Raw genomic sequence first — 24,444 nt, forward strand, 5'->3', positions numbered from 1 at the left:
TATGAGTGGAAGGCAGCAACTTCCCACTCTGGTTAATAAACAAGTTCTGCAACCCGGTCTTTTTTATAAGGGCTGGGTTGCTTTAACCCTTGAATTTATATTGAAAACATAGACTTTAAATTCATAAAATATTATAAATTCTATATTCTCTTTTTAAGTATCATCTTTATGAAAATATGTATGTCACCATAAGGGGCTTTTTCCTAGGAGGAACAAATCAAATGTAACAATACGAATATTAAATTCAAAAAAAAATATTTACAACGCGAAAAATTTAGAACTGTTCTAAACGTCACAAGATAATATTCAGGAGATTAAAGAAAACAAATAATTCTTTGAATTTTTCGGGTGTTTATAAAAAATTTATACTTTTGCAACACTTTTTTCGAGCCGTGAATTGGAAAACAAAATATAACATTGCTTTTAAAGGTCTTTCTGAAGGCGAGCATAAATTTGAATTCCAAGTAGACGGTAAGTTCTTTGAACACTTTGAAGGTAGCCTGGTTGATAACGGTGAAGCAGAGATAAAAGTAACGTTGGAGAAACGAAGTGCTTTTTTGAAACTTCACATTAGAATAAAAGGTTGGGTAGAACTCATGTGCGACCGATGTCTGGACAATTACCAGCAAAAGATAAAACACAAAACAGAAATTTTTGTAAAATTTGGCGAACAGGAGTTTGAAGACGGAGAAAATGTAATTTGGGTTTTACCCGAAGAACATCATATTAACCTGGCGCAAATTTTTTATGAATATACAATGTTAAGTATTCCTTTGCGGCATGTTCATCCCAAAAATGAAGAAGGAAAAAGAGGATGCAACAAAGAAATGCTAAAAAAACTGAAAAATTATATGAATTCTCCGGCTGAGGAAGAAGAACAGGAACAAATTGACCCTCGCTGGGAAGCATTACGTAAATTAGGAAATAACAATTAAAATTAAAATACGATGGCACATCCGAAGCATAAAACGTCAAAATCGAGAAGGGATAAAAGGCGTACGCATTACAAAGCTACGCTCCCAACGCTTGCAACTTGTTCAAACTGTGGAACCACAGTAAAGTACCACACCGTTTGCCCGGAATGTGGATACTACAGAGGCAAGCAGGTTATTGAAAAAGAAATTGCTATTTAAACCAGGTACAACACCTGGTTTTTTTATTTTTCGAACATACGAATTAATTGTTCAGGATAAACTTAATTATTTGTTAACCTCTTTGCCTGTCACACCCCTGTTTCATTGCATAAACAGCATATTACTTCTATATTCACCCAGATTTTTTTGAAACAATTATACAACAATGCGCAGAACAAAGATCAGGGCAGCAATTACAGGAGTTGGAGCTTTTTTACCCGATTATAAATTAACAAATGAAGAAATAAGTACCATGGTTGACACATCCGACGAATGGATCATGCAACGCATTGGTATAAAAGAACGCCGTATTTTAAAAGAAGAAGGAAAAGCAACCAGCGATATGGGTGCGGCGGCAGTAATGGAACTGTTAAAAAAAACAAACACTTCTCCTGATGAAGTAGATATGTTAATTTGTGCCACCATTACACCCGACATGCCATTTCCGGCTACAGCAAATATTATTGCACACAAAACCGGGATTCACAATGCCTGGAGTTTTGATTTAAATGCTGCCTGTTCAGGGTTCATTTTTGCACTGTCAACCGGTGTTCAGTTTATCGAATCGGGTCGGTATAAAAAAGTTATAATTGTAGGGGCCGACATGATGTCTTCCATTACAAACTACAAGGACCGCACAACTTGTCCGTTATTCGGAGATGCCAGTTCTGCAGTTTTGCTTGAGCCAACCATCGATGAAGTTGGGATTATTGATTATATCAATCGGGTTGACGGACTTGGGCGACACCATCTGCACATGAAAGCAGGCGGTTCGTTACGCCCGGCTTCCTGTGAAACAGTAGAACGAGACGAACATTTTGTGTACCAGGAAGGACAGGCAGTCTTCAAAGCAGCAGTTTCAAGCATGGCCGACGTAGCTGTTGAAATAATGAAAAAAAACAAATTAAAATCTGAAAATGTGGCTTGGTTGGTTCCGCACCAGGCAAACATGCGTATTATCGATGCCACAGCACGCAGAATGGGGTTAAACAAAGACAAAGTGATGATCAACATACAAAAATACGGAAACACTACTGCTGCAACAATACCACTTTGTTTATACGATTATGAAAATCAGCTGAAAAAAGGCGACAACATAATTCTTGCAGCATTTGGAGCAGGATTTACCTGGGGAAGCGTTTTCCTGAAATGGGCCTACAATCCAACTGAAGATAAATAATACTAAACAGACCTTCTTTCGCAAAAAAAGAAAATTACTTTTGGAGCCATTACAAAATTTTGTAATTTCAGACACCAATTTTTCCCCTTTAAGAAGTTGTAAGACCAGTATTCTAAAGAGAAATTATTAAATGATTCTAAAAATGGCAAAGCAAACAACAAAACCCTACGACGAAACACAACCCCAGATAAACATAATCGGCGAAGGAACCGTTATTAACGGGAATATTTCAGCGTCCGGAGATATTCGTATCGATGGCACGCTCGAAGGAAATATTACCGCAAAAGGAAAACTGGTTATTGGTCCCAAAGGGAAAATTATCGGAGAAATAGATAGTAACAATGTAGAAGTTGCCGGATACACCAAAGGAAAAATTAGAGTTCTAAGTGTCTTATGCATGAAGTCTACAGCAAAAGTTTATGGCGACATCGTTGTCGGGAAACTTTCTGTGGAACCGGGTTCAATCTACATAGGCAATTGTAAAATGGGAGGAGAAAAACCTGCCTATGAACCACCAAAAACAAAATAAGCCTAAAAAGAAACTTGATAACTTCATTCGCTACTCCAGCCTGGGTTTCGAAATGATGGCCATCATTGGAATTTTTACTTTCCTGGGCTATAAAATTGACCAGTGGATGAAAAATGAATTTAAAGGGTTTACATTGGGATTAATGGTATTTTCAGTTATAGTTGCAATTATTTACGGAACCAGAAACCTGCTAAAAAAATGAACACCAGTTTAAACCGATTTATAGCAAAAATACTTGCCTTATCTACGGCTATTGTACTAGTTGGCTGGCTGGCTTTTTCACTTTTTATTCCACAATACTATTTATCAATTTTCCCGTATGCTTTGGTTTTCTTTTTAATTGTTGCGATAGCTGTTCACACCTATCAGTTAAAACTCGCAAAAAAGGATATAGGGAAATTTACACGAAGCACCATGTTGATCACTTTTTTCAAATTGATCGTCTATTCGGTTTTTGCAGTTGTATATATTGCCAACGACCCGGAAAATGCGCTCGTTTTTGTAATTGCCCTGTTTTTCCTTTACCTTGTTTTTTCCTTTGTTGAAGTTTCAGAAATCACCCGGATTTCCAAAAGAAAAGACACCTAAACCATGTGTCTTTTTACCATCAGTTATTAAAAATCATTGACTCCTGTTATCGTTTTGCAGCTTTTCCCTGTATGCGGAACAATCGATATAGCTCCACTTAGATTAATAGCGTATTCATATAAACCCAAATCAATAAAGTTTGAATAAGCTTTTTGACAATAGTCTAATGATCTTCGTAAATCCCTTTTTATCCGGTATACATATGCAATTTCGTTTTGCGACGTAGCAAGCAAATTAATATTTCCTGTTTGTTCAGCAAGTTTTATAAAATGGGCACAAACAATAGCAAGCATCCACGGTTTTTCATAACATAAATGGTTGCAAAATTCTCTACAAAACCTTCTGTTTTTGTGCCTATTTAATTGAAACAATATGTAGCGTCATCAAAAAAACACCTAAAACATTTTCTTTAACATATCTTTTTAAATCTAGTTTTTCGACATTGTTAATTCTTACGGGAAAAAATTAAATTTTCATAGACGGTAAAAAAATTCTTTTAAATTTGTGGACACTTGACAAACTGGATAAAACTATGCTGAAAACCGCGAAGATATTTTGGATATTTCTTGCCTTGTCAGTGATTTCTTCTGTGCCAACTTTAGCGCAACATGCAGAAGAACATTCAGCACATGCGGAAGAATCACATGGTGAAGGCTCTCACGAAGAAGAATCTTTTAATGCCGGGGAATTTGTAATTGAGCATGTTTCCGATGCGCACGACTGGCATATCGTATCGTTTGGCGATATTCATATAAGTATTCCGTTGCCAATAATTGTTTACAGCAAAAATCCGGAATTGCACGATGGCAAAAGTTTTTACGTTTTTATGTCATCCAAATTTCATCACGGTCATGAGGATTACAAAGGATTTCGCCTTTCGCAAACCGAAGAAAATAAAGGAAAAATTGTAGAACTTGACGAACACGGCCTGGAAGCAGGTAAACCTACTGATATTTCAATTACCAAAACAGTTGCCGGAATTTTGGTTTCGGTTGTTATTTTGATATGGGTTTTGCTTGCCGTTGCCTCATCAGCAAAGAAAAATAAAGGGAAAGCGCCTTCAGGATTACAAAATGCATTGGAGCCAATTATTGTTTTTATTCGTGATGAAGTTGCAAAGCCCGCTATTGGTGAAAAGAAATACGAAAAATTTATGCCATTTCTTCTCACTGTTTTCTTTTTTATTCTGATCAACAATTTTATGGGCTTGATACCCATTCCGCCATTTGGTGCAAATGTAACGGGTAACATTGCCGTAACAATGGTTTTGGCATTATTCACTTTTGCAATTACTACCATTAGCGGAAACAAACATTACTGGAAAGAAATTTATAACCCGGATGTACCATGGTGGTTAAAATTTCCTTTGCCATTAATGCCGATTGTTGAACTATCGGGAGTAATTACAAAACCGTTTGTTTTGATGGTGCGACTTTTTGCCAACATGATGGCCGGCCATATGATTGTTACGGTTTTTGTAAGTTTGATTTTTATTTTCGCCAGTTTATTTAATGCTGGTGTTGGATTAGCTGCGAGCCCGATTTCAGTTGCATTTTCAGTGTTCATTTTAATGCTGGATGTACTGGTTTCGTTTATACAAGCTTATGTTTTTACGCTGTTGTCGGCACTCTATTTTGGAATGGCGACAGCAGATCATCATTAATAATTATTAAAATTAAATGCTATGTTATCAGCAATTTTAACTGTATTGCTACAAGCGGCCGCCGGTGCAACCATCGGTAAAATGGGTGCTGCTTTGGGAGCTGGGTTAGCTGCAATTGGTGCAGGTATGGGTATCGGTAAAATCGGTGCCAGCGCTATGGAAGCTATCGCCCGCCAGCCCGAAGCCAGTGGCGACATTCGCTCTAACATGATCGTTTCTGCAGCGTTGATTGAAGGTGTTGCCTTCTTTGCTGTGATCATTTGTGCACTCGTTATTTTCGTTTAGCAAAAAAAAATGGGCAACCATCCCCGGGATTGCCGGGGATGCAGTTGCCGCAACTTTAAAAAATTAAAATTATGGGCTTAGTTACACCAAATCCCGGTACAATATTTTGGATGATTATTATTTTCGGAATTGTGCTTTTTATTCTCCGGAAATTTGCCTGGAAACCAATTCTGAATGCGTTAAAAGACAGGGAAGAATCAATTGCCAATGCATTAAACTCTGCCGACCTCGCTCGTAAAGAAGTGGAAGGTTTAAAAGCAGATAATGAAAAAATTATTGCTGAAGCCCGCAGGGAAAAAGATGTAATCCTGAAAGAAGCAAAAGAAATAAAGGAAAAAATTATTGCTGAAGCAAAAGAAAAAGCCGGTGCCGAAACACAAAAAAGTATCGAACAGGCACGCCAGCAAATTCAAAGTGAAAAAACAGCTGCCATTAACGATATTAAAAAACAGGTAGCCGAATTGTCGGTAATTATCGCGGAAAAAGTGATAAAAAAAGAATTGGGCAATAAGGGCGAACAGGAAAAAATGGTAGATGGTTTAATCGATGAAATTAAGCTGAATTAATCCTATGGACCAAAGTGCAATTACAGTAAGATACGCCAAAGCTTTTTTTGAACTGGCAAAAGAAAAAAACCTCCTCGAACCCTTAAAAGCAGATATTGAGTTGGTTGCTTCTGTTGGAGCAGACTCTGCCGATTTTATTCTTTTGCTGGAAAGCCCAATCGTAAAAACATCAAAAAAAATAGAATTGATTACAGCAATCTTTCAAGGGAATGTAAATGAACTTACACTAAACTTTCTTAACCTGATTGCAAAAAACAAAAGAGAAGTGCACATTCCGGGAATTTGCAGAAATTTCCTTGCGCTCACCCGGAAAGATCAAAATATAAAATCTGCAATACTAACAACAGCTTCGGAAATAGGCACCGATACAGTCAAAAAAGTTGAAAAGCTGATGGAGAAAGAACTCACTGCAAAAATAGAGCTTTCAACCCAGGTCAATCCCGACATTATTGGCGGAATGATTTTGCGACTGGATGACAAACAATATGATGCCAGTATTGCCACACAGCTTAAAAAAGTGAAGCAGACATTATTGGAAACTGAATTAAAAAATTAACCGAAAGCGTAAAAAAATATAAAATGGCAAATATTAAACCTGCTGAAGTATCTAAGATTCTGAAACAACAATTGGAAGGCTTCAAATCGGAAGCGGAATTGGAAGAAGTTGGAACCGTTTTGGAGGTTGGTGACGGAATTGCACGTATTTACGGGCTTTCAAACGTAGAAGCAAACGAAATGATAGAGTTCGACAGCGGAGTAAAAGGAATTGTTCTTAATCTTGAAGAAGACAATGTTGGTGCAGTTTTATTAGGGCCTTCCGAAGAAATTAAAGAAGGTGATACCGTAAAAAGGCTCCAAAGAATTGCCTCAATTATGGTAGGAGAACCATTACTGGGCCGTGTTATCAATACTATTGGAGATGCAATTGATGGAAAAGGAGCTATTCAGGGTGAACTGTTTGAAATGCCGCTGGAAAGAAAAGCTCCCGGTGTTGTATTTCGCCAACCGGTAAAACAGCCACTTCAAACCGGATTGAAAGCCATCGATGCCATGATTCCAATTGGTAAAGGTCAGCGTGAATTAATTATCGGTGACCGCCAGACAGGTAAAACAGCTGTTGCCATTGATACGATTATCAACCAACGCGAAAATTTTGAAAAAGGAAAACCGGTTTATTGTATATATGTAGCAATCGGTCAGAAAGGTTCAACCGTTGCCAACATTGCAGCAACATTAGAGAAACACGGTGCAATGGATTATACCGTAATCGTGTCGGCAACTGCGTCAGATCCGGCAGCGTTGCAATTCTATGCTCCGTATGCAGGTGCAGCTATTGGAGAATATTTTCGGGATACCGGCCGCGATGCGTTAATTATCTACGACGATCTTTCAAAACAGGCCGTTTCCTATCGCGAAGTTTCGTTGTTGCTCCGTCGTCCTCCGGGTCGTGAAGCCTATCCGGGTGATGTATTTTACTTACACTCCCGTTTACTGGAACGTGCCGCGAAAGTTATCGAAAGTGATGAGATTGTAAAAGATATGAACGACCTTCCTGATTGTTTAAAAGATAAAGTAAAAGGAGGCGGTTCGTTAACTGCACTTCCAATTATTGAGACACAGGCAGGAGACGTTTCTGCATATATTCCCACCAACGTAATTTCAATTACCGACGGGCAGATTTTCCTTGAATCAAACCTGTTTAACTCAGGTATCCGTCCTGCAATTAACGTAGGTATTTCGGTTTCGCGTGTGGGGGGTAGTGCGCAGATTAAAGCAATGAAAAAAATTGCCGGAACATTGAAGCTCGACCAGGCTCAATTCCGTGAGCTGGAAGCTTTCTCAAAATTTGGTTCCGACCTTGATGCAGCTACCATGCGCGTTCTCGACAAAGGACGAAAAAACGTAGAAATACTAAAACAAGGTCAGTATGCTCCGATGAAAATCGAACAGCAGGTGGCAATAATTTATTGCGGAACAAAAGAGTTGCTGAGAAATGTACCGGTTGAGAAAGTAAAAGAATTTGAAACCGACTTCCTCGAAATGATGGAAATGCAATACAGAGCAACTTTAGATGAATTAAAAGAAGGGAAGTTAACAGTCGAGGGTGAGGAAACCATCCGAAAAGTGGCGGCTGAAGTTGCAGAAAAGTTTAAAAAGTAATTAAGTAACGGAGTGAAAGGGTTATTGAGAAAATGAGGATGTAAAACCTCAGTCGCTCAATCACTCAAAAACACATTCACAAATAAATTATGGCTGGTTTAAAAGAAATACGAACAAGAATTGCATCGGTAAAAACTACCCGGCAGGTAACGAGTGCAATGAAAATGGTTTCGGCGGCAAAATTAAAAAAAGCCCAGGATGCTATTTTACAAATTCGTCCGTATGCCGAAAAACTGCATCAGATTTTAACTTCATTAAGCGCCAGCCTCGAAAATGTTGAAGATTCGGTTTATACTCAATCAAGAATTCCAGCCAAAGTACTCGTGATCCTTGTCTCTTCAAATCGTGGTTTGTGCGGCGGTTTTAATACCAATATTGCCAAAAAGGCAATTGAACTGGTTAAAACCAAATACAGCCAGCAACTTCAACTGGGAAACGTTGAATTTATTTGCCTTGGAAAGCAAGGTGAAAGACAACTAAAACACCGGGGAATGAAAGTTTCGGGAAACAAGAATGAAATTTACGATGAACTGACTTTCGATAATGTAAATGAAATTGCTTCCGAAATTATGAAAGCTTTTGTTGAACGAAGTTACGATCGGGTTGAGCTGGTATACAACCAGTTTAAAAACGCAGCTGTTCAGGTTCAAACCAGCGAACAGTTTTTACCGGTTGAAATTGAAGAGGACGATGAAGCACAAAATACCAACTTCGACTTTATTTACGAGCCTTCAAAAGAGTACATCATCCAGGAACTAATTCCGCGTTCATTAAAAATACAGTTTTACAAAGCACTTCTCGATTCAAACGCAGCAGAGCACGGCGCCCGTATGACAGCCATGCATCAGGCAACTGATAACGCAACAGCACTTCTTGGCGACCTTACTTTACAATACAACAAAGCGCGTCAGGCAACTATTACAAACGAAATTTTGGAAATTGTGAGTGGTGCCGAGGCATTAAAAGGATAAAAAGACAAACATCAGATATATATAAAGGACTATTTCTTTGGGAAATGGTCCTTTTCTTTTTATAAACTACTTTTTACGTCCAACAATTACCACATTGGTTGCAGGTTGAAAGCCAAACTCCAACGCCTTCTCCCTGAATTCTTCAATTTGTGGTTGCATTTCTTCAAATTCAGGTCGCTCGCTGATTGTTTCAAGCTTTTGTTTCATCTTTTCCGTCATTTTGTCAAGTGCACCTTCCTCTTCAATCAAATTAATTTCTCTCTTGTGTTCAAAGAAAAACTGAATTGAAATTCCTGCCTGCCGGATAATCTGAAGAATTTCGTCTTTTCTGAAGGTTTCACGATGACTGACACCGGTTAACCTGTCAACGCGACTGCGAAAGTGATGATACATTTTCTGCACTTCCTGTGCCGGATTTAAATTATCGCTAAACAATTCATTTATAATAATCCACCCCTGTGGCTTTACTACACGTTTTATCTCCTTTAATCCTCTTTTTACCTTTGGCAGGTGGTGTAAGGCCATTGAAAGGCTGACTACATCAAAGTAATCATTTTCAAAATAAAGCTCTTCTGCCCCCATTTTTTGAAATACCACATCGGGAAAACACTCTTTTGCTTCTTTTAGTGAATTTTCATCAGGATCAACGCCAAAAAATTCTGCCTCAGAAAATGACTTCTTCAAAACCTCAATAAACTTTCCGGTACCTGTACCGATGTCCAGGACTTTCTCTACCTTTTTGTCGTAAAAAAAATTTCGTAAGGCCTCCATAAAGTTTCTTTTAAATTAAAAGTAAAAATGCCGACAGAGCTGTTACAATAATTACTGCCGTGCGGTAAACATCTTCAGATAATCTTTTTACCAGCTTAATACCAAGGAATGCGCCAAGTGCAATTCCCGGCAACATCAAAATATCAAGGGTTAAGGTATGCCAGTCTATTGTCTTCCACACAAAAATATGCAAAGGAAATTTTGAAAAATTGATGATTAGAAAAAACCACGCTCCAGTGCCAATAAAACTATTTTTGGGAAGATGCATCGCCAGCAGATAAATGGCAAAGATAGGACCTGCCACATTTCCAATCATGGTTGCGAAACCACCCAAAACGCCCATTGTAGCTGCAAACCACCAGGTATCAGGGAACAAATTATTGCCTTTTTGTCTGTCTTTCCAAATCATCAAACCGATACAGACAAAAACCAAAATTGCAATAATATTTTTGAACCATTCGTCATTTACTACTTCTCCGACCCAAAGGGCAATTCCTACCCCGATAAATGCCCAGGGTAACAGTTTCCAGAGATATTTCCATTCGGCATGCCTGTGGTAATAACCAACTCCAAATAAGTCAGCCATCATAAGCATGGGTAACAATATTCCGGTTGATGCCTTTCCGCCAAAAATAATTGCCAGCGTTGGAACAACAAGCATCGAAACACCCGGAACACCAACTTTAGACATCCCTACAAGCACTGCGCAAAAAGCCAATAAAAACCATTGGATTATTGTAAAGTCCAGTTGTTCTATCATAAAAAAAAGTTTGGAGTCCAAAAATATGGAAAATAATATAAAATAGCCGGCTTTTATACCGGCTATTCATGCTAACAGAAAACAAAAAACAAGTTCGCCGACTGACGAACAAAAGCCAAGTTTGTAAATTTGCCTGGTTCTTATCAGTCTTAGATATCTAGATATTTAAATAAACGCAAAACTAATGCCACATTATTTGCAAGAGTTAACGAATGTTAAAAAAGAAGCTTACAATTAGGGATTTTTAATTTTTCTAAAAAATCTTATTTTCCAGTTCAAGAAGTTCATTCTCATCAATTTCACCAAACCATTCAGCAAGCTTGTTGCGGGCTTTTTCCTTTACCTCTGGTGTTATGTTGGCAGAAATCTGAGAAAGGGCAAAAATAAGAACTCCCAGATCATCTGAATAACCAATGATGGGCGTTAAATCAAAAATTCCGTCGGTTGGTAAAATAAAATACCCCAGCGCAGCAGCAATAGTAAGTTTTGTTTTCACCCCCACACTTTTATCTTTCATTACATAAAAAAGCAACAAAACACCATATACAACCTTGGAACCGGCTGATTTTGAAAACTTCTTTATTTTTTCCCAGAGCGACTTTTCAGAATAATATTTAGAATACTCGTTTTTCATTATTTTAGGCTTGCATTTGTAAAGTCTGGTTGGTAACTCCCATACATATCAACGATCTTATCAAGAATTTCGTTTACTTCCGTATTGGTTTCTGCAGTGAGTAATTTTATTTTCAGTTCGCGGAAACCAGGCAAGCCCGGAAAATATTTTGCAAAATGACGACGCATCATCAAAATTCCGGAGCGCTCGTTGTCTTTCCACTCCAGGTTCATTTTCAACTGCCCGCGCAGAACATCAACTACTTCAGCAACAGTTGGAGGTGCCAGGTTCTCTCCTGTTCTAAGATAGTGTTTTATTTCTTTAAACAACCATGGTCTTCCGATAGCCCCCCGCCCAATCATTAAAGCATCAACACCTGTCTGTTCAAGAAATACCCGGGCTTTTTCTCCGCTGTTGATATCTCCGTTTCCTATAATCGGAATAGCGATTTGCGGATGATTTTTTACTTCACCAATCAAAGTCCAGTCTGCTGTTCCGGTGTAAAGTTGTTCCCGGGTCCTACCGTGAATTGCCAGCGCCTGAATCCCTGCGTCCTGTAAACGAAGTGCCGCTTCAAGTACTGGTTTATCACTTTCAGTCCATCCTAATCGTGTTTTTGCAGTAACCGGAACCTGAACAGCCTTTACAATTTCTGTGGACATTTTCTGCATTTTGGGCAAATCTTTCAACAATGCCGCGCCGGCTCCGTGGCGAATTATCTTTTTCATCGGGCACCCAAAGTTGATATCAATAAAATCAGGATTGAGTTCCTCAGCCACCTGAGCGGCTCGAACCATTGAATCGATATTGTGCCCGTATATTTGTACAGCAACCGGCCGATCAAAATCAAACAACTCCATCTTCAGTTTTGATTTTTCCACATTACGCACCAAAGCCTCTGAAGACACAAACTCGGTATACATCACATCAGCGCCAAACTTCTTGCACATCCAACGAAATGATTTATAGGTTACATCTTCCATTGGAGCTAAAAAAAGCGGCACTCCGTCAATTTCCAAATTTCCTATTTTCAATTGCTTTCCCATAGCTGCAACAAAGGTAATGAACTCGTTAAATCCTATCCCTTCTTCCCGGTCGAATTAAATAACAAGCTCATAGAAAAAAAATTCAGATAACTAAAAAAACAGGTGTTCGAGAAGAATCTTTGTTCCGATTAAAGTTAAAATTACTCCTCCCAAAACAATTGATTGGTGACTTCGTTTTGCGGGGATATTTTTCCCGAAAAGCATTCCCAACATGGAAGCAATAAAAGTAACACTTCCGATTACGATTACCGGGAAAAGAATAGGCATATCCAAAAATCCGAAACTTAAACCAACCACCAGGGCATCAATGCTTGTTGCTACCGAAAGCCCGACTAAAACCCTTATTCTGAAAGGATCAAAACTTTGAAGTTTCCCGTCGGGTTTGAGGCCTTCAATAATCATCTTTATTCCAATAAAGATAAGCAGCCCAAAAGCTATCCAATGGTCAAAACTGGATATCAGATTTTTTACTCCGGTTCCGATTAACCAGCCAACAACAGGAAAAGTACCCTGAAAAAAAGCTAGTGAAAATGCGACCAGGCAAGCTTGATGAAAACGAATTTCTCTTTTCATCAGACCGCAGGAAACCGAAACAGCAAATGAATCAAAACTTAGTCCTATTCCTATAAGTAAAAAGGTGATGAGTTGTTCTATTGTCATACCAAAAACAAAGTTGCAAAAATAAGATTTTCAAAGCGACTAGCTAAATACATCCGGGCGTTTTGTAAAAAAATCATCTCTTTTGTTATAATTTAGGAAGGAAATCGTCCATATAATCAGATGACTGCTGAAGAGTTTAAAAATAAGGTAATACCATATTCACGAAAATTATATCCGATGTTAAAACGGATATTGAAGGACGAGGAAGAAACGCAGGATGCTTTGCAAGAACTAATGATAAAGCTGTGGAATAAAAAAAACGAGTTGATAAAGTGCTCAAATTTAAACAGCTACATTGTAACCGCGGCAAAAAACTACAGCTTCGATTTGTTGAAAAAAAAGCGCCCGTCGACCTTTGGAGAGAACGAAGAATACAAAATATTAAATATTGAATCGACAGAAACGCAACCTGATGTAAAAGAAAAGTACGAACAGGTGCGCAAAATAATTGATGATTTACCTGAGAAATACAAAACTGTAATCCAAATGCGTGACATCGACGGATTTAGCTTTGAAGAGATTCAGGAATTTACGGGATATGAGGTACCTAATATCAGGGTAATACTTTCAAGAGCCCGGTTAAAAGTAAAACAGGAAGTAGAAAAAATTTACGATTATGAAAACGGAAGAGAAAGACAAATTGCTCGACAAATATTATAAAGGCGAAACGACAATCGAAGAAGAGCGTTGGTTAAAAAACGAAATTCTTCTGGAAGAAAATCAAACGTCAGAGCAGGATATTTTTGGATTTTTCAATTCAGAAAGCTCTGTTCCCGAAGATTTGGAAAAAACGATTTTTGACAAAATAGAGCAAACTGCTCAACCCAACAAAATTGTTAAAATGCGCTGGTTTCGGTTTGCATCAGTTGCTGCAACAATAGTCATTCTGTTAACCGCCTATTTGGGCTACCGCGAAATGAGAAACACCAAACTGGAAAACGAATTTCTGGTAATGGAAAAGGCTCTGTATCAGGTTTCACAGAACATACAACCAAAAGAACAGGAAGATATGCTGATACTTTGGGTAGGAGAAGATGTAATAATAATAAACTAAAAACAATCGTCATGAAAAAAATTATGATTTATCTATTGATGGTGGTATTCTCGCTACCGGCGTTAGCCCAAAGAGACAACAACCTCTTTGCCCAGCTAACAAATGCATATTCAGATCAGGAAGGTTTTAGTGCCAGTATGATAACCAAAGACATGTTTGATCTTTATCTAAAAAAGAAAAATGTTGACAGTGAGTCGTCGGCATTTGACGCGATTAAAAACCTGGATAAAATTGTGGTGGTTTCACAAAGCAACCTAAACCAGAGTTATACCCTATTTGCCGAAGCAGAAGATAAACCGAAAAAAGAAGACAAAAACTCACTGTCGGAAGGCTTGTATCAAACCATTTTAAACCACTACAAAAATGGAGATTATACTTTACTGAAGACTGAAAAAAGGATGGGAGAAGAGGTGAAAGTCTATCTCAAAAAAAATCAGGATAAAATCGAATCATTGGCTGTTTTAACTCATTCCAATGCAAATACCGGTTTGATAGAACTTCAGGGAAATATCAATTTAACTGCGGTTGCCGACTTAAACAAAGCACTCAATCTACGTGGCCTTGAAAACCTCTACAAAATAAATAACAACAACGGAGCAGCTGTTTATTTTGGCCAAAACTCCAATGTGTACTTTCCGCAGGAAAGAATAGAACAAATGGTTGCCCGCCAAAAGGAATTGATTGAAAAACAACAGTATTTCTCCGATGAACAACGTGCAAAAATTGAAGAACAGGCACGTGTTCAGGCAGAGAGACAAATGGAAATGGCAGAAAAATACCGGGAAATGGCAGAGAGATATCAGCGGCAACCTGTATTTCTGAATTATCCCGGCGACAGTACAGAATACTTTCTGAACGGTAAAAAGGTTGACGCCGATGAAATAAAACAACTGGATAAAACAGATATCGTAACCATTGATGTTAAAGCAAACAAAGACGAGGATATCACAACCATTCAAATTAGAACGAAGTAAAATATACCAATCATATAAAAAGAAATGGGCACCGGAAATCCGGTGCCCATTTTTTATTTCCGGTTTATCATCCTACTGCTGCAAAAATTTTGAATATGTTATAATCAATTGTATTCCTGTTTCACTTGTACTCCCTTTTAAAACAACCCTTTTCGCTTCGCTATTCTTAGTAGCTGTCGTCAAGTTAAATCCAAGGTTTCCAACCTCTCCATCTATTATTTGCTGCAAATGTTGTGTAACATTAAAACGATAAGTATAGTCCAAAGTATCTAATACACCGCCATAAAATGCGGGGCTAAAGGAGTAATCCTTAGGGAGAAATTCCTGTCCGGTGCTATCAATATAGGTAAGTAAAAGCTGGCTCGGAGCAGGATAATTTTCCAAATCGGATACGGTCGTGTCGACCTGAAAAACAAGTTCCGCTCTGTTAATCGCCGTATTTACCGAATCCCGCCAAAGTGAAAGATTGTCGATATCAATCTTTGACTCAAGCCCACCGGTTGTTTGGATATATATCAGCGAATCTTCTACCATACCCGGATTACTCAAACTTCCAAAAAACGGAGTTCCTGAATAATCGTGTTCAATATGATTTACCCGGGCACTAAACTCTGTAACAATATAAGGCATACTTAGCAACGTATCGGTCGTTATATTTCGGATTTCTTCATTGTTGTAATACACAAGAAGCGCAGACCCCTGAAAACTATTATCTGAAGCTGCTTCCAAAGACAGAATTGCTCCCTGATCATCCGTTATTCTTTCTGTTTCAATGTACAGTCCTTTAAAATAATTCAAAAAATCATCATTACTAACCATGTCTGCTGAATCTGCATTTACCAGTTTATCCCCCAAAGAAATATCCAGCGGCACCTTTATTACCTGATAAAATGTATCCGTCTCGGTTGAATCAAGTGTTATCTGAGGAACAAAATCCAGTTCACCAAGCAGCTGGTCGGAAGCCATACCTTTTAAGCCCACATTTTGGTAGTAGGGGTAACTTGTATTATCCCCTGTTCCTTCTTCCTGATCAGCATACAAACTTTCTTCCAGCTCATAAACTCTGATTTTCTGAGTTGTTACCGTATCTCCAAAAATCTTTTTATAGTACAAATACAAAAAAATGGAATCAGCTTCGGGCGCTTCACCAAAATCAGGATAACCAACCAGTCTGAATTGTGTGGCAAAATCAATGGTTGTATTTCCAAATACCGGATCATTAAAGCTTCCAAACAAACTTTTAGATGCCCCATCAGTGCGAATTGAATCTTCCCTGATGGTATAGGCCCTGATATCGTCTTTTAAAATCGTATTTTTAACTGAGATTAAATCCGTAGAAGGTAAAATCTCCATTCCAAGATCGTCGTACTTTTTGCAATGTGTAAAAACAAAACTTGTTAAAAACATCACAATCAACAAGATAAAATATTTATTTCTAGATTTGGCTTTCACGTAGTTTCTTCATTAATTTATTTGCAATTTGGCTTATTCAAAAAGTTACACAAACGTATAAAAAAACAAACGATGGCAACACGTAAATGATTGTATATTTGATTTTTTTTAGATAAAATTCAATCTTTTAACACTTACACTTTATCGTAAAATTCATTATACGCATCAATGTAAGTTTCTTTTGGTTGGTAATTGAGAAACAATTTATTTGTTGACTGAATATATCTTTCAACATTTTCGTTAATAGTTTCAGTACCCTGTACAACTGCATCCGAATAATCAATTGCCATTTTCGAAACATTTTCGAATGTAGGATCATCAATGGTTTTTACATCATCTGCAGTAATTCCTTCCAACAACAACTTGTTGTTAAAGCTGGAATTTAAAGTTTTCTTAAAATCGTCATTATAAACAGAGTATACGACTTTTGAATTCTTGAAAAGCGGGTCGTTATAATAATATTTCTTTATGTACAACGGAACAAGTGAGGTTAACCATCCGTGGCAATGGATAATATCAGGAGCCCAGCGTAATTTAATCACTGTTTCCAAAACGCCGCGGGCAAAAAATACCGCTCGTTCGTCATTATCCTCAAATTCATTGCCTTTGGAGTCTTTTAACACATGTTTGCGTTGAAAATAATCTTCATTATCGATAAAATACACCTGCATTCGTGCGGCCTGTATCGAGGCCACTTTAATTATCAGCGGGTGATCGGTATCGTTAATTACCAGGTTCATTCCCGATAATCGGATAACCTCGTGAAGTTGGTTTCTACGTTCGTTAACACAGCCGTAACGCGGCATAAAAGTTCTGATTTCCCTTCCTCTTTCCTGAACTCCTTGTGGCAAATATCTAGAAATTTCTGACATCTCAGTTTCAGGTAGGTATGGGGTGATTTCTTGTGAAATATAAAGGATCTTTTTCTTTTCCATTGACCTGTATGCGCAGTTTATTACAGGCTGCAAAGGTAATAAAAATATCCTGAATATTCAATTCAGACGCTTTATCCGTGTTATCAGAGTACTTGTCTGCATTCTTTTCTTGATATATTCCGGATTAATTTTATTTACTTTGCACCGTTAAATTTTTTGACAAATGAAGCTGGTTAAAACAGTTAACGATTTACAGAAAGAACTGCAGCAGTTAAGGATGTCCGGAACGGTTGGCTTTGTCCCTACGATGGGTGCTTTGCACAAAGGACATATATCGCTGGTTGAAAAAGCCGCAAAAGAAAATCCGGTGGTTGTTGTAAGTATTTTTGTGAATCCAACCCAGTTTAACGACCCAAAAGATTTGGAACGCTATCCGCGCGACTTGGAAGCCGATTTAAATTTACTTGAAAAATCGGGAGTAGCGCTGATTTTTGCTCCTTCGGTTGAGGAAATGTACCCGGAAACCGATACGCGAAAATTTGATTTTGGAATGTTGGAAACCGTAATGGAGGGAAAACATCGGCCGGGGCATTTCAATGGCGTTGCACAAGTGGTGAGTAAACTCTTCGGGATGGTAAAACCCGACAGGGCATATTTCGGGATGAAAGATTTCCAACAGGTTGCCATTATTAAAAACATGACAAAACAGCTCCATCTGCCGGTAGAAATTGTTGCCTGCCCAATTATTCGTGAAAAAAGCGGCTTGGCGATGAGTTCCCGAAATGAGTTGTTAAATTCCGAAGAAAGAAAAAATGCAGCCTTTATTTCGGAAACATTGTTAAAAGCCAAACAACTTGTCGGTCAAAAATCCGTAAAGGAGCTTACAGAATGGGTTATCGAAAACATCAACAAAAACCCGTACCTGTCTGTTGAATATGTAGAGATAGTTGAAGATAATAAACTTCAACCCGTTAGTAACTGGGAAGAAGAAAATACAATAGTAGGCTGTGTTGCAGTATTCTGTGGCAAAGTCAGATTAATTGACAATATTGTTTTGAATTGAAAGGACAAGGTCATGCAAATTGAAGTTTGTAAATCGAAAATACATAAAGTAACGGTTACCGAAGCCAACCTGCAATATGTAGGCAGTATTACCATCGACGAGGATTTGATGGATGCAGCTAACCTGATTGAAAACGAAAAAGTGCAGGTGGTTAATATCAACAACGGCGAACGTCTGGAAACATATATTATAAAAGGCGAACGCGGCTCTGGTACCATTTGTCTTAACGGCCCGGCAGCACGTAAAGTAGCTGTGGGCGATGTGGTCATCATTATTTCCTACGCTCAAATGGATTTTGAAGAAGCCAAAAACTTTAAACCCTGGCTGGTTTTCCCGGATACCGAAACCAACCAGATAGTATAAAATGTATATTACTGAAAGAAAACGTTGAGTACCTGGCAGGCAAAAAGGCCAGCATTCACATCGTATCTGTCAAGCCTTTTTGAATATTTTTTACAAACATCCCATCACAACATAATTCGTCTTCTGCATTTATATCCGTAAGGTAACAAACCACAAACCCTATGGTCAGCCTGAAGCGTAATTTTAGAATACGGTTTTGTGTTTATTTTCTTGTTTAGCCGGCAGTCGAAGGTATGCATTATTGTATCAATCTCGCTGTAGGCAATTATTTTGCAGGAAGCATCTGTTAATTCCGTAAAATTACTTCCTTTTTTATATCCTTCTATGCTTATCGTTTGCAGGTCTTTGTATTCTGTATAAAATATTTCCAATACATCCGGTTCTGCACCATTATCGCAAGTAACAGAATTACAGGCTGCGAGTAAAAACATCAATAAAATCAGAAAAAAGGGGATTTTTTCATTTTACATTTTTATTTAAGAAAGCGTTACCGGAGCTTACTTATTTTGTCATCTTCAATTATTCTGTTGAATTGTATCAAAATGTGCGGGATCATTTTTACACCCGAAAAATACTGCAAAAAAGGGAAGCACCCATCTTTTATACTTCCCTTTTGTTTTAACTGTGATAATTTTATTCCGTCAGTTCCGGTTTTTTCCGGCGTTTTTTCACCATTTCGTTGTTATCGCTGATGATTTGTGCGTTGACACGGGCAAATTTGCTGTAATTTTCTGCGTCAACCATTTCCATGGCGCGAAGATAGATCACCAGCTTGTCATTAATAATTTCCACCACTTCATTTTTAACATCTGTTGCACTCCTGTGCGTACTTTCCCTGGCTTTTTCGGATTCCCAGTCTAAACGCGTTTGTTCAAAACCGGTTTGTGCCTCCTGTAAAGCAGTAATAAGCTCAGCGCAACCCGATAGCGCAGCAACAGAAGATTGCAGTAACGGTTTCGCTAAATCGCCCAGCAAAGATGAAATAAGTGACGACTCGGCAGAATAGGTTTCACCTGTTACCGCCAGGCCATATTTGTCGACTATTTTCTTTACTTCCTTCGCGGCATTCTGTACAGCAGGGTCAGGATGATGCAGAAATCCGTTAACCAGATAATAAAGGGCACGTAGCTTGTTGTCACGTATTTCGTCTTGTTGTTCAAGTTCCGATTGGGCTTTTGTTTGCTTCACTGCATCCGTCAGGTGGGCCGAACTATCCTGCAGGTCGGAAAATATCTTCGCAAGATGAATATCGCCACCCAAATCACTTTTTTGATAAGCGCCAATCATTCGTTCAGACACGGCATCTACTTCCGTAGTGCGGCTTTGGTAAATTAACTTTTCAATCATTTTTCTTTGATTTAAGTGTTATAAGATGGGTTCATTTCTTCTGTTTATGGGTTTGTTGCGATTTTAAATGTATAAATTAAAACTGGTGCAGATAAATATACACCAATGTTTTAGGGCATAAACCAACCTCCAAAGGCTCGTTTCCGTTATTTGAAACGATGAATAAATATCCATACCCCCACTTTTTATTTAAACTGGCTTTGGACGTTCATCCACGACTTCTTTTTTTATCCGGACAGGGTTTGGATAAACATCCATGGTTTTACTTTTTGCCCGGACGAGGCCTGGACATTCATCCATGGCTTCCTTTTTGTTCAGGCGGGCTTTGGATGGATATTCACAATGCTTTGGCAAAATTTAGCCCCTACCGACGGATGCCGGCCACAGGCAGCCTATTCCCCTCAATCAGCATTTTTTTCTCTCAACCTGTTTTTTCAATTCCTTTTTGTACGAGGTTGTATACTCACACTGGTGCAGATTTGCAAAGTCGGTATTTTAAAACTCTTTTATCAATCCTATTGTAAAGCCCAACTCACTGTCCTCTTCTGTAATCAATGGTTTGTTTAAAACGACTTCAAGTGTTGTGTTAAATGGAATGTAGGTTGATGAAAGACTTAAAACCTCGCCAAGAACAAAAATATTCCTGCCGGACTCAAAAATTTCAATAGCAAGTGTGGAAAGGCTTCCGTTAAACGTCCATTTTTCATAGTGTTTGGCACAGTTGTATTTTCCACTGATGTATCCGCCATCCTGGTATTCATTTCCCCGTTGAAACGACATCCAGCCGGAAACTTCAGCGCTTAGTGTATGTACCGATTTCGATGGATTTTTAATAAAATTCCAGTCCCAGGTAACAATGGGTTGAATCCATGAAAGCTGGCGAATGGTTTCGCTGTACTGGTAACTTACAAAGATATTTCGGGAATATTTCGGGAAAACTCTCGCTTCGGGCGATGAAAATACCAGGCTATCGGTTCTTACCGATTCGCGGGTGTTGTTTACGCCGCCAATTAAATAAATCGGTGTCAAACCTTCAATATCGTGCGCATAATAAAAGTACAGGCTCCAGGGCCCGCCAACTGAAAAAGTGGTGCTAAATTCTGCAGTTGGTACTTTTTCTGTAAAAAGATTGGTTGGATCGAGCCACTGCGATTTTAACGATACACTGGTTTGTGCAGTTACATTCAACGATAAAAAAAGTGCAGTTAGAGTCCCGAAGACAAATTTAATATAAGTTATAAGTTTCATAGTTGGTTTTATTCATAAAGACTGTAAAATTAGCAAGATTCAGAAAACCGGCAACTTTCACAGCATTATACAGTTATACGGTCAGACTCTGGCTGAAACTACATTTTAAAAGCTGCTTTTTATTTTATTTGGCTGTAATATTTTTGTTTTAACCTTACTCAATTTCGTCAGTTTATAACATAACCGTCTGATTTTTTTGATTTATACCGATCGCGTTTTCCGGCGATAAATCATTTTTGTTCTGCTTATTTGTTCGCTGTAGTAAAACAAACAAAAGTATCTGATTAAGATCGAACACTCGACATAATGATGAACAGTACACAAATAAAAATCAGATAACCAGAGATGTGTGTTTTCGGGGCTGAAGCCCGGAAATTAATGTTTTTTCCAATAACCTCAGCTTAAGCCTGAGGTTATTGAAAACCATCTAACTCAAGGACTTCAGCCCAATATTTAAAAATCGAACAGTAAAACAAATACAAATGCGAGCTTCTGTGCGTTCTTTCAACCGAAAACATAGTGGCCGCATACGCAAATCACTGTATGCATAAATTTCAGCATGCAACAATCTATAATTGAGACCAATATCAATATGGGTTCTCTCAAATAATTGATAAGAAAGATAAATTCTGATAGCTGACGAAAATCCCTGTTGTTTGTCACTACTTTCAAATATCCCTTCATTTTTGAGGAAATAATAACCGGCGTTTGCAGTTGCTCCCCACTCAAAATTCTTTTGTGTATTTGTAATTCCTGCTGTAATGCTCAAAATCAGTAAGACTTAAAATTCATATTTAAAACCAACCGAAGGAATAATCGGAAATAAGGTAATCTGTTTCATCTGGTCGCCTTTTTTATAGTAATACCAAGGGTTTAAACGGTTGTACACATTGTAAACCGAAAAATCCCAGATAATGGTTTTATCCGCACTCTGCCGCTCGATACGGTAGGAAAGATTGAGGTTGTGAAAATCGGGCATCCGGTAATTATTTACTGAATTTATATAACTCCGAGTAGCAAACCAATCGGCACGGTAGCGGGAACCTTCCATAAGCGGCAACGGAATAGCCTGGTATTCCTGTTCCGCCAATGTAATGTATTTGCCCGATGCAAAATTGAATGTCCCGGATAAGTTCCTTTTTATAACCATGCCTTTTTTACTTTTTTGCCCCAAAAACCAGTTGACATTCACGTTTAACTTGTGGCGACGATCGTAAGCATAAGGAAAGATTTTACCAAAGTTAATTTCATCAAACTGCCGTGTACTTTTTGAAAGTGTGTAGGCAATCCAACCTGTAAGGTTGCCGGTTGTTTTTTCGGCCATCAGTTCCAGTCCGTATGATTCTCCTTTGCCGCTGACTACATAATCTTCCCAGCTGTCGCCGCGTTCTTTTAAAGCTGTTGTTCCGTCTTTATACCTGATTACATCCTGTAGCGACGTATAAAATGTTTCGGCTGAGAATTGATACTTCCCCTTGAGTTTCCAAAATAGTCCTGCAGAAAATAAATCAGATGTTCCGGGTTTTATTTTATCGGTGGAAGAAACCCAAAGTTCGGTGGGAATTCCAAGCGTGGTGTTTTGTAACTGGTGCAGGTATTGTTTCATCCGCGACCAGGATACTTTCCCTGACACCTGTTCTGAAAAAAGATAACTCAAAGCAACCCTCGGGCGCAGGCTCCAATAATTTTTGTTTTGTGTTGCCAGGTTCCCGCCCCGTAAACCAAAACTCCCTTTCAAATTGCCGGGAAGTTCTACTTCGCTTTCGAGGTAAACTTCAGAAATAATATTCCGTGTAAAAATATCATCGTTCAATGTAAACGAAGTAGAATCTGATGTATAGGAAATAATCTCAGGGCTGAATTTTTGATTTGAAAGTTGAAACCCGAATTTAAAGCTGACCCCTGTTTCCGGCAACCAGTCGAAGTCGCCCTTCAGCGACCAGTCGTTCAGATTATTGTAGCCTTTGTATTCATCTTTTCCGTTTTTGTCAAATTTATTTAAATACTCCTGCCTGAAACGGCTGTTATAAGCCGAGAAATTAGCAAAGAGCACAGGCGAAAAAATGCGATTCCAGCGCAATACACTGGTCAGATTTTGCCAGTTGTAACTAAATTTTGTGTAATCCTGGTACCTGCCGCCTCCGTCTTCGGTAACAAAAGCATCGCGCCCGGTATAAAAACTAAGATAAAGGCGGTTGTTGCGGTTAATCATCCAGTTGGTTTTGGCATTTATGTCCCAAAATCCATAGGTGAGAAGCTGGCTTTCTTCGTTGTTTTGACCTTCCAGCCGCTGGGCTGCCGAAAGCAACAGGTTAGCCCAGGTTGTGCGCCCGGAAACCATAAACGAAACCTTGTCTTTTACAATGGGCCCTTCCAGCGTATAACGCCCGGCAATGGGGCTGACGGAAAAAGTACCCGTGCGTTTTTTCAGGTTTCCTTCCTTCATCCGTACATCGAGTACCGAGCCCAGCCTGCCGCCAAAACGAGCGGGCAGGCTTCCTTTATACAGTTTGGTTTCGCTAATGGCATCGTTGTTAAAGGCCGACATAAAACCCCACAAATGGTTTACATTATATACAGGTACACCGTCCAACTGGATTAAGGTTTGGTCGGGACTGCCGCCGCGAACACTAAACCCTGTTGAACCTTCGGTAGAAAAAGAAACCCCTGGCAGTAACTGGATGGCTTTTAACAAATCGGGCTCGCCCAGCACAGCCGGAATTTGTTCCACCTGTTTTGCATTGAGGCGGTGCATCCCAAATGCGGGCGACAATAAAAAATCTTCCTTCGAAGTTGCGGTTACTTTTACCTCTTCAATCGTATTGTTGGCATTTAACTGAACATTCAGAACCGTGTCTTTCGGAATTTTTAGTTTGAAAACAAAAGGTTCGTAACCCACAAATCTGAAAACTACTGTTGTTTGTGCAGATGGAATGGTGAGGCTAAAAAAGCCATATTCATTACAGCTCGCACCTTTCCCGCTTTCGGGAACATAAACCGTTGCGCCCGAAAGCCGTTCACCGGAAGATGCATCGGAAACATATCCGCTTATGGTACTGTTTTGTTGCGAAAAAGCTGGTTGAAATACAATCAGACTAAAAAGAACGATTGCTACAAATTTTATCTGGTATTTTATATTCATG

At 38.7% G+C, this 24,444-nt stretch carries 30 protein-coding genes; 17 read left to right on the top strand and 13 right to left on the bottom strand.

Annotated features, from left to right (window positions below; all coding sequences use genetic code 11):
* Positions 1-392 precede the first annotated feature (392 nt).
* The 6 genes from K5G00_RS12155 (at position 393) to K5G00_RS12180 (ending at position 3,430) form a co-directional block, all read left to right on the top strand.
* Positions 393-935 (top strand): YceD family protein, encoded by a 543-nt coding sequence (locus K5G00_RS12155; RefSeq protein ID WP_238766434.1) that lies wholly within the window; start codon positions 393-395, stop codon positions 933-935.
* A 12-nt stretch (positions 936-947) separates the two neighbouring features.
* Positions 948-1,133: a 50S ribosomal protein L32 gene (gene rpmF, locus K5G00_RS12160; RefSeq protein ID WP_158866614.1), complete on the top strand. Its 186-nt coding sequence runs from the start codon at positions 948-950 to the stop codon at positions 1,131-1,133.
* Positions 1,134-1,299: 166 nt separating this feature from the next.
* Positions 1,300-2,313: a beta-ketoacyl-ACP synthase III gene (locus K5G00_RS12165; RefSeq protein WP_238766435.1), complete on the top strand. Its 1,014-nt coding sequence runs from the start codon at positions 1,300-1,302 to the stop codon at positions 2,311-2,313.
* Between the two features lie 142 nt (positions 2,314-2,455).
* Entirely contained in the window at positions 2,456-2,842 is a 387-nt protein-coding gene (locus tag K5G00_RS12170) for a bactofilin family protein (RefSeq protein WP_238766436.1), read from the top strand.
* Positions 2,820-3,044, top strand: coding sequence for an AtpZ/AtpI family protein (locus K5G00_RS12175; protein ID WP_238766437.1), 225 nt, complete (start codon positions 2,820-2,822; stop codon positions 3,042-3,044). Before K5G00_RS12170 ends, K5G00_RS12175 begins: the two co-directional genes overlap by 23 nt.
* A complete protein-coding gene (locus K5G00_RS12180; RefSeq protein ID WP_238766438.1) occupies positions 3,041-3,430 on the top strand; it encodes a hypothetical protein in 390 nt (129 codons plus the stop codon). The genes K5G00_RS12175 and K5G00_RS12180 overlap by 4 nt, the downstream gene beginning before the upstream one ends.
* Positions 3,431-3,456: 26 nt before the next feature.
* Here the strand turns inward: K5G00_RS12180 and K5G00_RS12185 are convergent, their stop codons facing one another.
* Positions 3,457-3,723, bottom strand: coding sequence for a hypothetical protein (locus tag K5G00_RS12185; protein WP_238766439.1), 267 nt, complete (start codon positions 3,721-3,723; stop codon positions 3,457-3,459).
* 239 nt (positions 3,724-3,962) lie between these two features.
* On the opposite strand from K5G00_RS12185, the gene atpB reads away from it, so the two are divergent.
* The 6 genes from atpB to atpG all read left to right on the top strand — a co-directional run bounded on the left by atpB (position 3,963) and on the right by atpG (position 9,075).
* Positions 3,963-5,093 (top strand): F0F1 ATP synthase subunit A, encoded by a 1,131-nt coding sequence (gene atpB, locus K5G00_RS12190; RefSeq protein ID WP_238766440.1) that lies wholly within the window; start codon positions 3,963-3,965, stop codon positions 5,091-5,093.
* A gap of 21 nt (positions 5,094-5,114) precedes the next feature.
* On the top strand, positions 5,115-5,378 hold the full coding sequence (gene atpE, locus K5G00_RS12195) for an ATP synthase F0 subunit C (protein ID WP_158866587.1): 264 nt from the start codon (positions 5,115-5,117) through the stop codon (positions 5,376-5,378).
* A 71-nt stretch (positions 5,379-5,449) separates the two neighbouring features.
* Positions 5,450-5,944, top strand: coding sequence for a F0F1 ATP synthase subunit B (locus K5G00_RS12200; RefSeq protein WP_158866585.1), 495 nt, complete (start codon positions 5,450-5,452; stop codon positions 5,942-5,944).
* A 4-nt stretch (positions 5,945-5,948) separates the two neighbouring features.
* The gene (gene atpH / locus K5G00_RS12205; protein ID WP_238766441.1) at positions 5,949-6,500 is read left to right on the top strand and encodes an ATP synthase F1 subunit delta; all 552 of its coding nucleotides are present in this window, start codon (positions 5,949-5,951) and stop codon (positions 6,498-6,500) included.
* A gap of 23 nt (positions 6,501-6,523) precedes the next feature.
* Positions 6,524-8,104: a F0F1 ATP synthase subunit alpha gene (atpA, locus tag K5G00_RS12210; protein WP_238766442.1), complete on the top strand. Its 1,581-nt coding sequence runs from the start codon at positions 6,524-6,526 to the stop codon at positions 8,102-8,104.
* A gap of 89 nt (positions 8,105-8,193) precedes the next feature.
* Positions 8,194-9,075, top strand: a complete 882-nt coding sequence (gene atpG / locus K5G00_RS12215; RefSeq protein ID WP_238766443.1) for an ATP synthase F1 subunit gamma — start codon at positions 8,194-8,196, stop codon at positions 9,073-9,075.
* Between the two features lie 66 nt (positions 9,076-9,141).
* On the opposite strand, the gene K5G00_RS12220 is transcribed toward atpG, so the two are convergent.
* The 5 genes from K5G00_RS12220 to K5G00_RS12240 form a co-directional block, all read right to left on the bottom strand.
* Complete coding sequence (locus tag K5G00_RS12220; protein WP_238766444.1) at positions 9,142-9,846, bottom strand: class I SAM-dependent methyltransferase; 705 nt, start codon at positions 9,844-9,846, stop codon at positions 9,142-9,144.
* A 10-nt stretch (positions 9,847-9,856) separates the two neighbouring features.
* Positions 9,857-10,606: a sulfite exporter TauE/SafE family protein gene (locus tag K5G00_RS12225; protein ID WP_238766445.1), complete on the bottom strand. Its 750-nt coding sequence runs from the start codon at positions 10,604-10,606 to the stop codon at positions 9,857-9,859.
* Positions 10,607-10,859: 253 nt separating this feature from the next.
* Positions 10,860-11,240 carry a YkvA family protein gene (locus K5G00_RS12230; RefSeq protein ID WP_238766446.1) on the bottom strand — a complete coding sequence of 127 codons (381 nt, stop codon included), beginning with the start codon at positions 11,238-11,240 and terminating at the stop codon, positions 10,860-10,862.
* A complete protein-coding gene (gene dusB / locus K5G00_RS12235; RefSeq protein ID WP_238766447.1) occupies positions 11,240-12,265 on the bottom strand; it encodes a tRNA dihydrouridine synthase DusB in 1,026 nt (341 codons plus the stop codon). The genes K5G00_RS12230 and dusB overlap by 1 nt, the downstream gene beginning before the upstream one ends.
* Positions 12,266-12,355: 90 nt before the next feature.
* Positions 12,356-12,925, bottom strand: coding sequence for a manganese efflux pump MntP (locus tag K5G00_RS12240; protein ID WP_238766448.1), 570 nt, complete (start codon positions 12,923-12,925; stop codon positions 12,356-12,358).
* Positions 12,926-13,045: 120 nt separating this feature from the next.
* Between K5G00_RS12240 and K5G00_RS12245 the strand changes: the two genes are divergently transcribed.
* Genes K5G00_RS12245 through K5G00_RS12255 form a run of 3 tightly spaced genes read left to right on the top strand, consistent with a single transcriptional unit; the run spans position 13,046 to position 14,953 of the window.
* Positions 13,046-13,585, top strand: a complete 540-nt coding sequence (locus K5G00_RS12245; protein WP_262921349.1) for an RNA polymerase sigma factor — start codon at positions 13,046-13,048, stop codon at positions 13,583-13,585.
* Positions 13,542-13,979, top strand: a complete 438-nt coding sequence (locus tag K5G00_RS12250) for a hypothetical protein (RefSeq protein ID WP_238766450.1) — start codon at positions 13,542-13,544, stop codon at positions 13,977-13,979. Before K5G00_RS12245 ends, K5G00_RS12250 begins: the two co-directional genes overlap by 44 nt.
* Before the next feature lie 11 nt (positions 13,980-13,990).
* Complete coding sequence (locus K5G00_RS12255; protein ID WP_238766451.1) at positions 13,991-14,953, top strand: DUF4252 domain-containing protein; 963 nt, start codon at positions 13,991-13,993, stop codon at positions 14,951-14,953.
* Between the two features lie 72 nt (positions 14,954-15,025).
* On the opposite strand, the gene K5G00_RS12260 is transcribed toward K5G00_RS12255, so the two are convergent.
* Both K5G00_RS12260 and K5G00_RS12265 read right to left on the bottom strand, forming a co-directional pair.
* The gene (locus K5G00_RS12260; protein WP_238766452.1) at positions 15,026-16,405 is read right to left on the bottom strand and encodes a DUF4270 domain-containing protein; all 1,380 of its coding nucleotides are present in this window, start codon (positions 16,403-16,405) and stop codon (positions 15,026-15,028) included.
* A 134-nt stretch (positions 16,406-16,539) separates the two neighbouring features.
* Positions 16,540-17,340, bottom strand: coding sequence for a glycogen/starch synthase (locus K5G00_RS12265; RefSeq protein ID WP_262921350.1), 801 nt, complete (start codon positions 17,338-17,340; stop codon positions 16,540-16,542).
* A gap of 163 nt (positions 17,341-17,503) precedes the next feature.
* Between K5G00_RS12265 and panC the strand changes: the two genes are divergently transcribed.
* Both panC and panD read left to right on the top strand, forming a co-directional pair.
* Positions 17,504-18,343 carry a pantoate--beta-alanine ligase gene (gene panC, locus K5G00_RS12270; RefSeq protein ID WP_238766454.1) on the top strand — a complete coding sequence of 280 codons (840 nt, stop codon included), beginning with the start codon at positions 17,504-17,506 and terminating at the stop codon, positions 18,341-18,343.
* Between the two features lie 12 nt (positions 18,344-18,355).
* Positions 18,356-18,706: an aspartate 1-decarboxylase gene (gene panD, locus K5G00_RS12275; RefSeq protein WP_238766455.1), complete on the top strand. Its 351-nt coding sequence runs from the start codon at positions 18,356-18,358 to the stop codon at positions 18,704-18,706.
* Between the two features lie 104 nt (positions 18,707-18,810).
* On the opposite strand, the gene K5G00_RS12280 is transcribed toward panD, so the two are convergent.
* The 5 genes from K5G00_RS12280 to K5G00_RS12300 all read right to left on the bottom strand — a co-directional run bounded on the left by K5G00_RS12280 (position 18,811) and on the right by K5G00_RS12300 (position 24,443).
* Entirely contained in the window at positions 18,811-19,137 is a 327-nt protein-coding gene (locus K5G00_RS12280) for a hypothetical protein (protein ID WP_238766456.1), read from the bottom strand.
* A gap of 202 nt (positions 19,138-19,339) precedes the next feature.
* The gene (locus tag K5G00_RS12285) at positions 19,340-20,053 is read right to left on the bottom strand and encodes a DUF6261 family protein (protein WP_238766457.1); all 714 of its coding nucleotides are present in this window, start codon (positions 20,051-20,053) and stop codon (positions 19,340-19,342) included.
* A 189-nt stretch (positions 20,054-20,242) separates the two neighbouring features.
* The gene (locus tag K5G00_RS12290) at positions 20,243-20,407 is read right to left on the bottom strand and encodes a hypothetical protein (protein WP_238766458.1); all 165 of its coding nucleotides are present in this window, start codon (positions 20,405-20,407) and stop codon (positions 20,243-20,245) included.
* 141 nt (positions 20,408-20,548) lie between these two features.
* Positions 20,549-21,301: a hypothetical protein gene (locus tag K5G00_RS12295; RefSeq protein ID WP_238766459.1), complete on the bottom strand. Its 753-nt coding sequence runs from the start codon at positions 21,299-21,301 to the stop codon at positions 20,549-20,551.
* Between the two features lie 781 nt (positions 21,302-22,082).
* Positions 22,083-24,443, bottom strand: coding sequence for a TonB-dependent receptor (locus tag K5G00_RS12300; RefSeq protein ID WP_238766460.1), 2,361 nt, complete (start codon positions 24,441-24,443; stop codon positions 22,083-22,085).
* Position 24,444 lies beyond the last annotated feature (1 nt).

This window comes from Maribellus maritimus (genome assembly GCF_022267315.1).
In the GTDB taxonomy this organism is placed as follows: Bacteria; Bacteroidota; Bacteroidia; order Bacteroidales; family Prolixibacteraceae; genus Draconibacterium; species Draconibacterium maritimum.

What these genes read in the sequence shown, in the direction of transcription:
- rpmF (WP_158866614.1), top strand. Translation starts at nt 948, where the DNA reads ATGGCACATCCGAAGCATAAAACGTCAAAATCGAGAAGGGATAAAAGG.
- K5G00_RS12165 (WP_238766435.1), top strand. Translation starts at nt 1,300, where the DNA reads ATGCGCAGAACAAAGATCAGGGCAGCAATTACAGGAGTTGGAGCTTTT.
- K5G00_RS12170 (WP_238766436.1), top strand. Translation starts at nt 2,456, where the DNA reads ATGGCAAAGCAAACAACAAAACCCTACGACGAAACACAACCCCAGATA.
- K5G00_RS12175 (WP_238766437.1), top strand. Translation starts at nt 2,820, where the DNA reads ATGAACCACCAAAAACAAAATAAGCCTAAAAAGAAACTTGATAACTTC.
- K5G00_RS12180 (WP_238766438.1), top strand. Translation starts at nt 3,041, where the DNA reads ATGAACACCAGTTTAAACCGATTTATAGCAAAAATACTTGCCTTATCT.
- K5G00_RS12185 (WP_238766439.1), bottom strand. Translation starts at nt 3,723, where the DNA reads ATGCTTGCTATTGTTTGTGCCCATTTTATAAAACTTGCTGAACAAACA.
- atpB (WP_238766440.1), top strand. Translation starts at nt 3,963, where the DNA reads ATGCTGAAAACCGCGAAGATATTTTGGATATTTCTTGCCTTGTCAGTG.
- atpE (WP_158866587.1), top strand. Translation starts at nt 5,115, where the DNA reads ATGTTATCAGCAATTTTAACTGTATTGCTACAAGCGGCCGCCGGTGCA.
- K5G00_RS12200 (WP_158866585.1), top strand. Translation starts at nt 5,450, where the DNA reads ATGGGCTTAGTTACACCAAATCCCGGTACAATATTTTGGATGATTATT.
- atpH (WP_238766441.1), top strand. Translation starts at nt 5,949, where the DNA reads ATGGACCAAAGTGCAATTACAGTAAGATACGCCAAAGCTTTTTTTGAA.
- atpA (WP_238766442.1), top strand. Translation starts at nt 6,524, where the DNA reads ATGGCAAATATTAAACCTGCTGAAGTATCTAAGATTCTGAAACAACAA.
- atpG (WP_238766443.1), top strand. Translation starts at nt 8,194, where the DNA reads ATGGCTGGTTTAAAAGAAATACGAACAAGAATTGCATCGGTAAAAACT.
- K5G00_RS12220 (WP_238766444.1), bottom strand. Translation starts at nt 9,846, where the DNA reads ATGGAGGCCTTACGAAATTTTTTTTACGACAAAAAGGTAGAGAAAGTC.
- K5G00_RS12225 (WP_238766445.1), bottom strand. Translation starts at nt 10,606, where the DNA reads ATGATAGAACAACTGGACTTTACAATAATCCAATGGTTTTTATTGGCT.
- K5G00_RS12230 (WP_238766446.1), bottom strand. Translation starts at nt 11,240, where the DNA reads ATGAAAAACGAGTATTCTAAATATTATTCTGAAAAGTCGCTCTGGGAA.
- dusB (WP_238766447.1), bottom strand. Translation starts at nt 12,265, where the DNA reads ATGGGAAAGCAATTGAAAATAGGAAATTTGGAAATTGACGGAGTGCCG.
- K5G00_RS12240 (WP_238766448.1), bottom strand. Translation starts at nt 12,925, where the DNA reads ATGACAATAGAACAACTCATCACCTTTTTACTTATAGGAATAGGACTA.
- K5G00_RS12245 (WP_262921349.1), top strand. Translation starts at nt 13,046, where the DNA reads ATGACTGCTGAAGAGTTTAAAAATAAGGTAATACCATATTCACGAAAA.
- K5G00_RS12250 (WP_238766450.1), top strand. Translation starts at nt 13,542, where the DNA reads ATGAAAACGGAAGAGAAAGACAAATTGCTCGACAAATATTATAAAGGC.
- K5G00_RS12255 (WP_238766451.1), top strand. Translation starts at nt 13,991, where the DNA reads ATGAAAAAAATTATGATTTATCTATTGATGGTGGTATTCTCGCTACCG.
- K5G00_RS12265 (WP_262921350.1), bottom strand. Translation starts at nt 17,340, where the DNA reads ATGGAAAAGAAAAAGATCCTTTATATTTCACAAGAAATCACCCCATAC.
- panC (WP_238766454.1), top strand. Translation starts at nt 17,504, where the DNA reads ATGAAGCTGGTTAAAACAGTTAACGATTTACAGAAAGAACTGCAGCAG.
- panD (WP_238766455.1), top strand. Translation starts at nt 18,356, where the DNA reads ATGCAAATTGAAGTTTGTAAATCGAAAATACATAAAGTAACGGTTACC.
- K5G00_RS12280 (WP_238766456.1), bottom strand. Translation starts at nt 19,137, where the DNA reads ATGTTTTTACTCGCAGCCTGTAATTCTGTTACTTGCGATAATGGTGCA.
- K5G00_RS12285 (WP_238766457.1), bottom strand. Translation starts at nt 20,053, where the DNA reads ATGATTGAAAAGTTAATTTACCAAAGCCGCACTACGGAAGTAGATGCC.
- K5G00_RS12295 (WP_238766459.1), bottom strand. Translation starts at nt 21,301, where the DNA reads ATGAAACTTATAACTTATATTAAATTTGTCTTCGGGACTCTAACTGCA.
- K5G00_RS12300 (WP_238766460.1), bottom strand. Translation starts at nt 24,443, where the DNA reads ATGAATATAAAATACCAGATAAAATTTGTAGCAATCGTTCTTTTTAGT.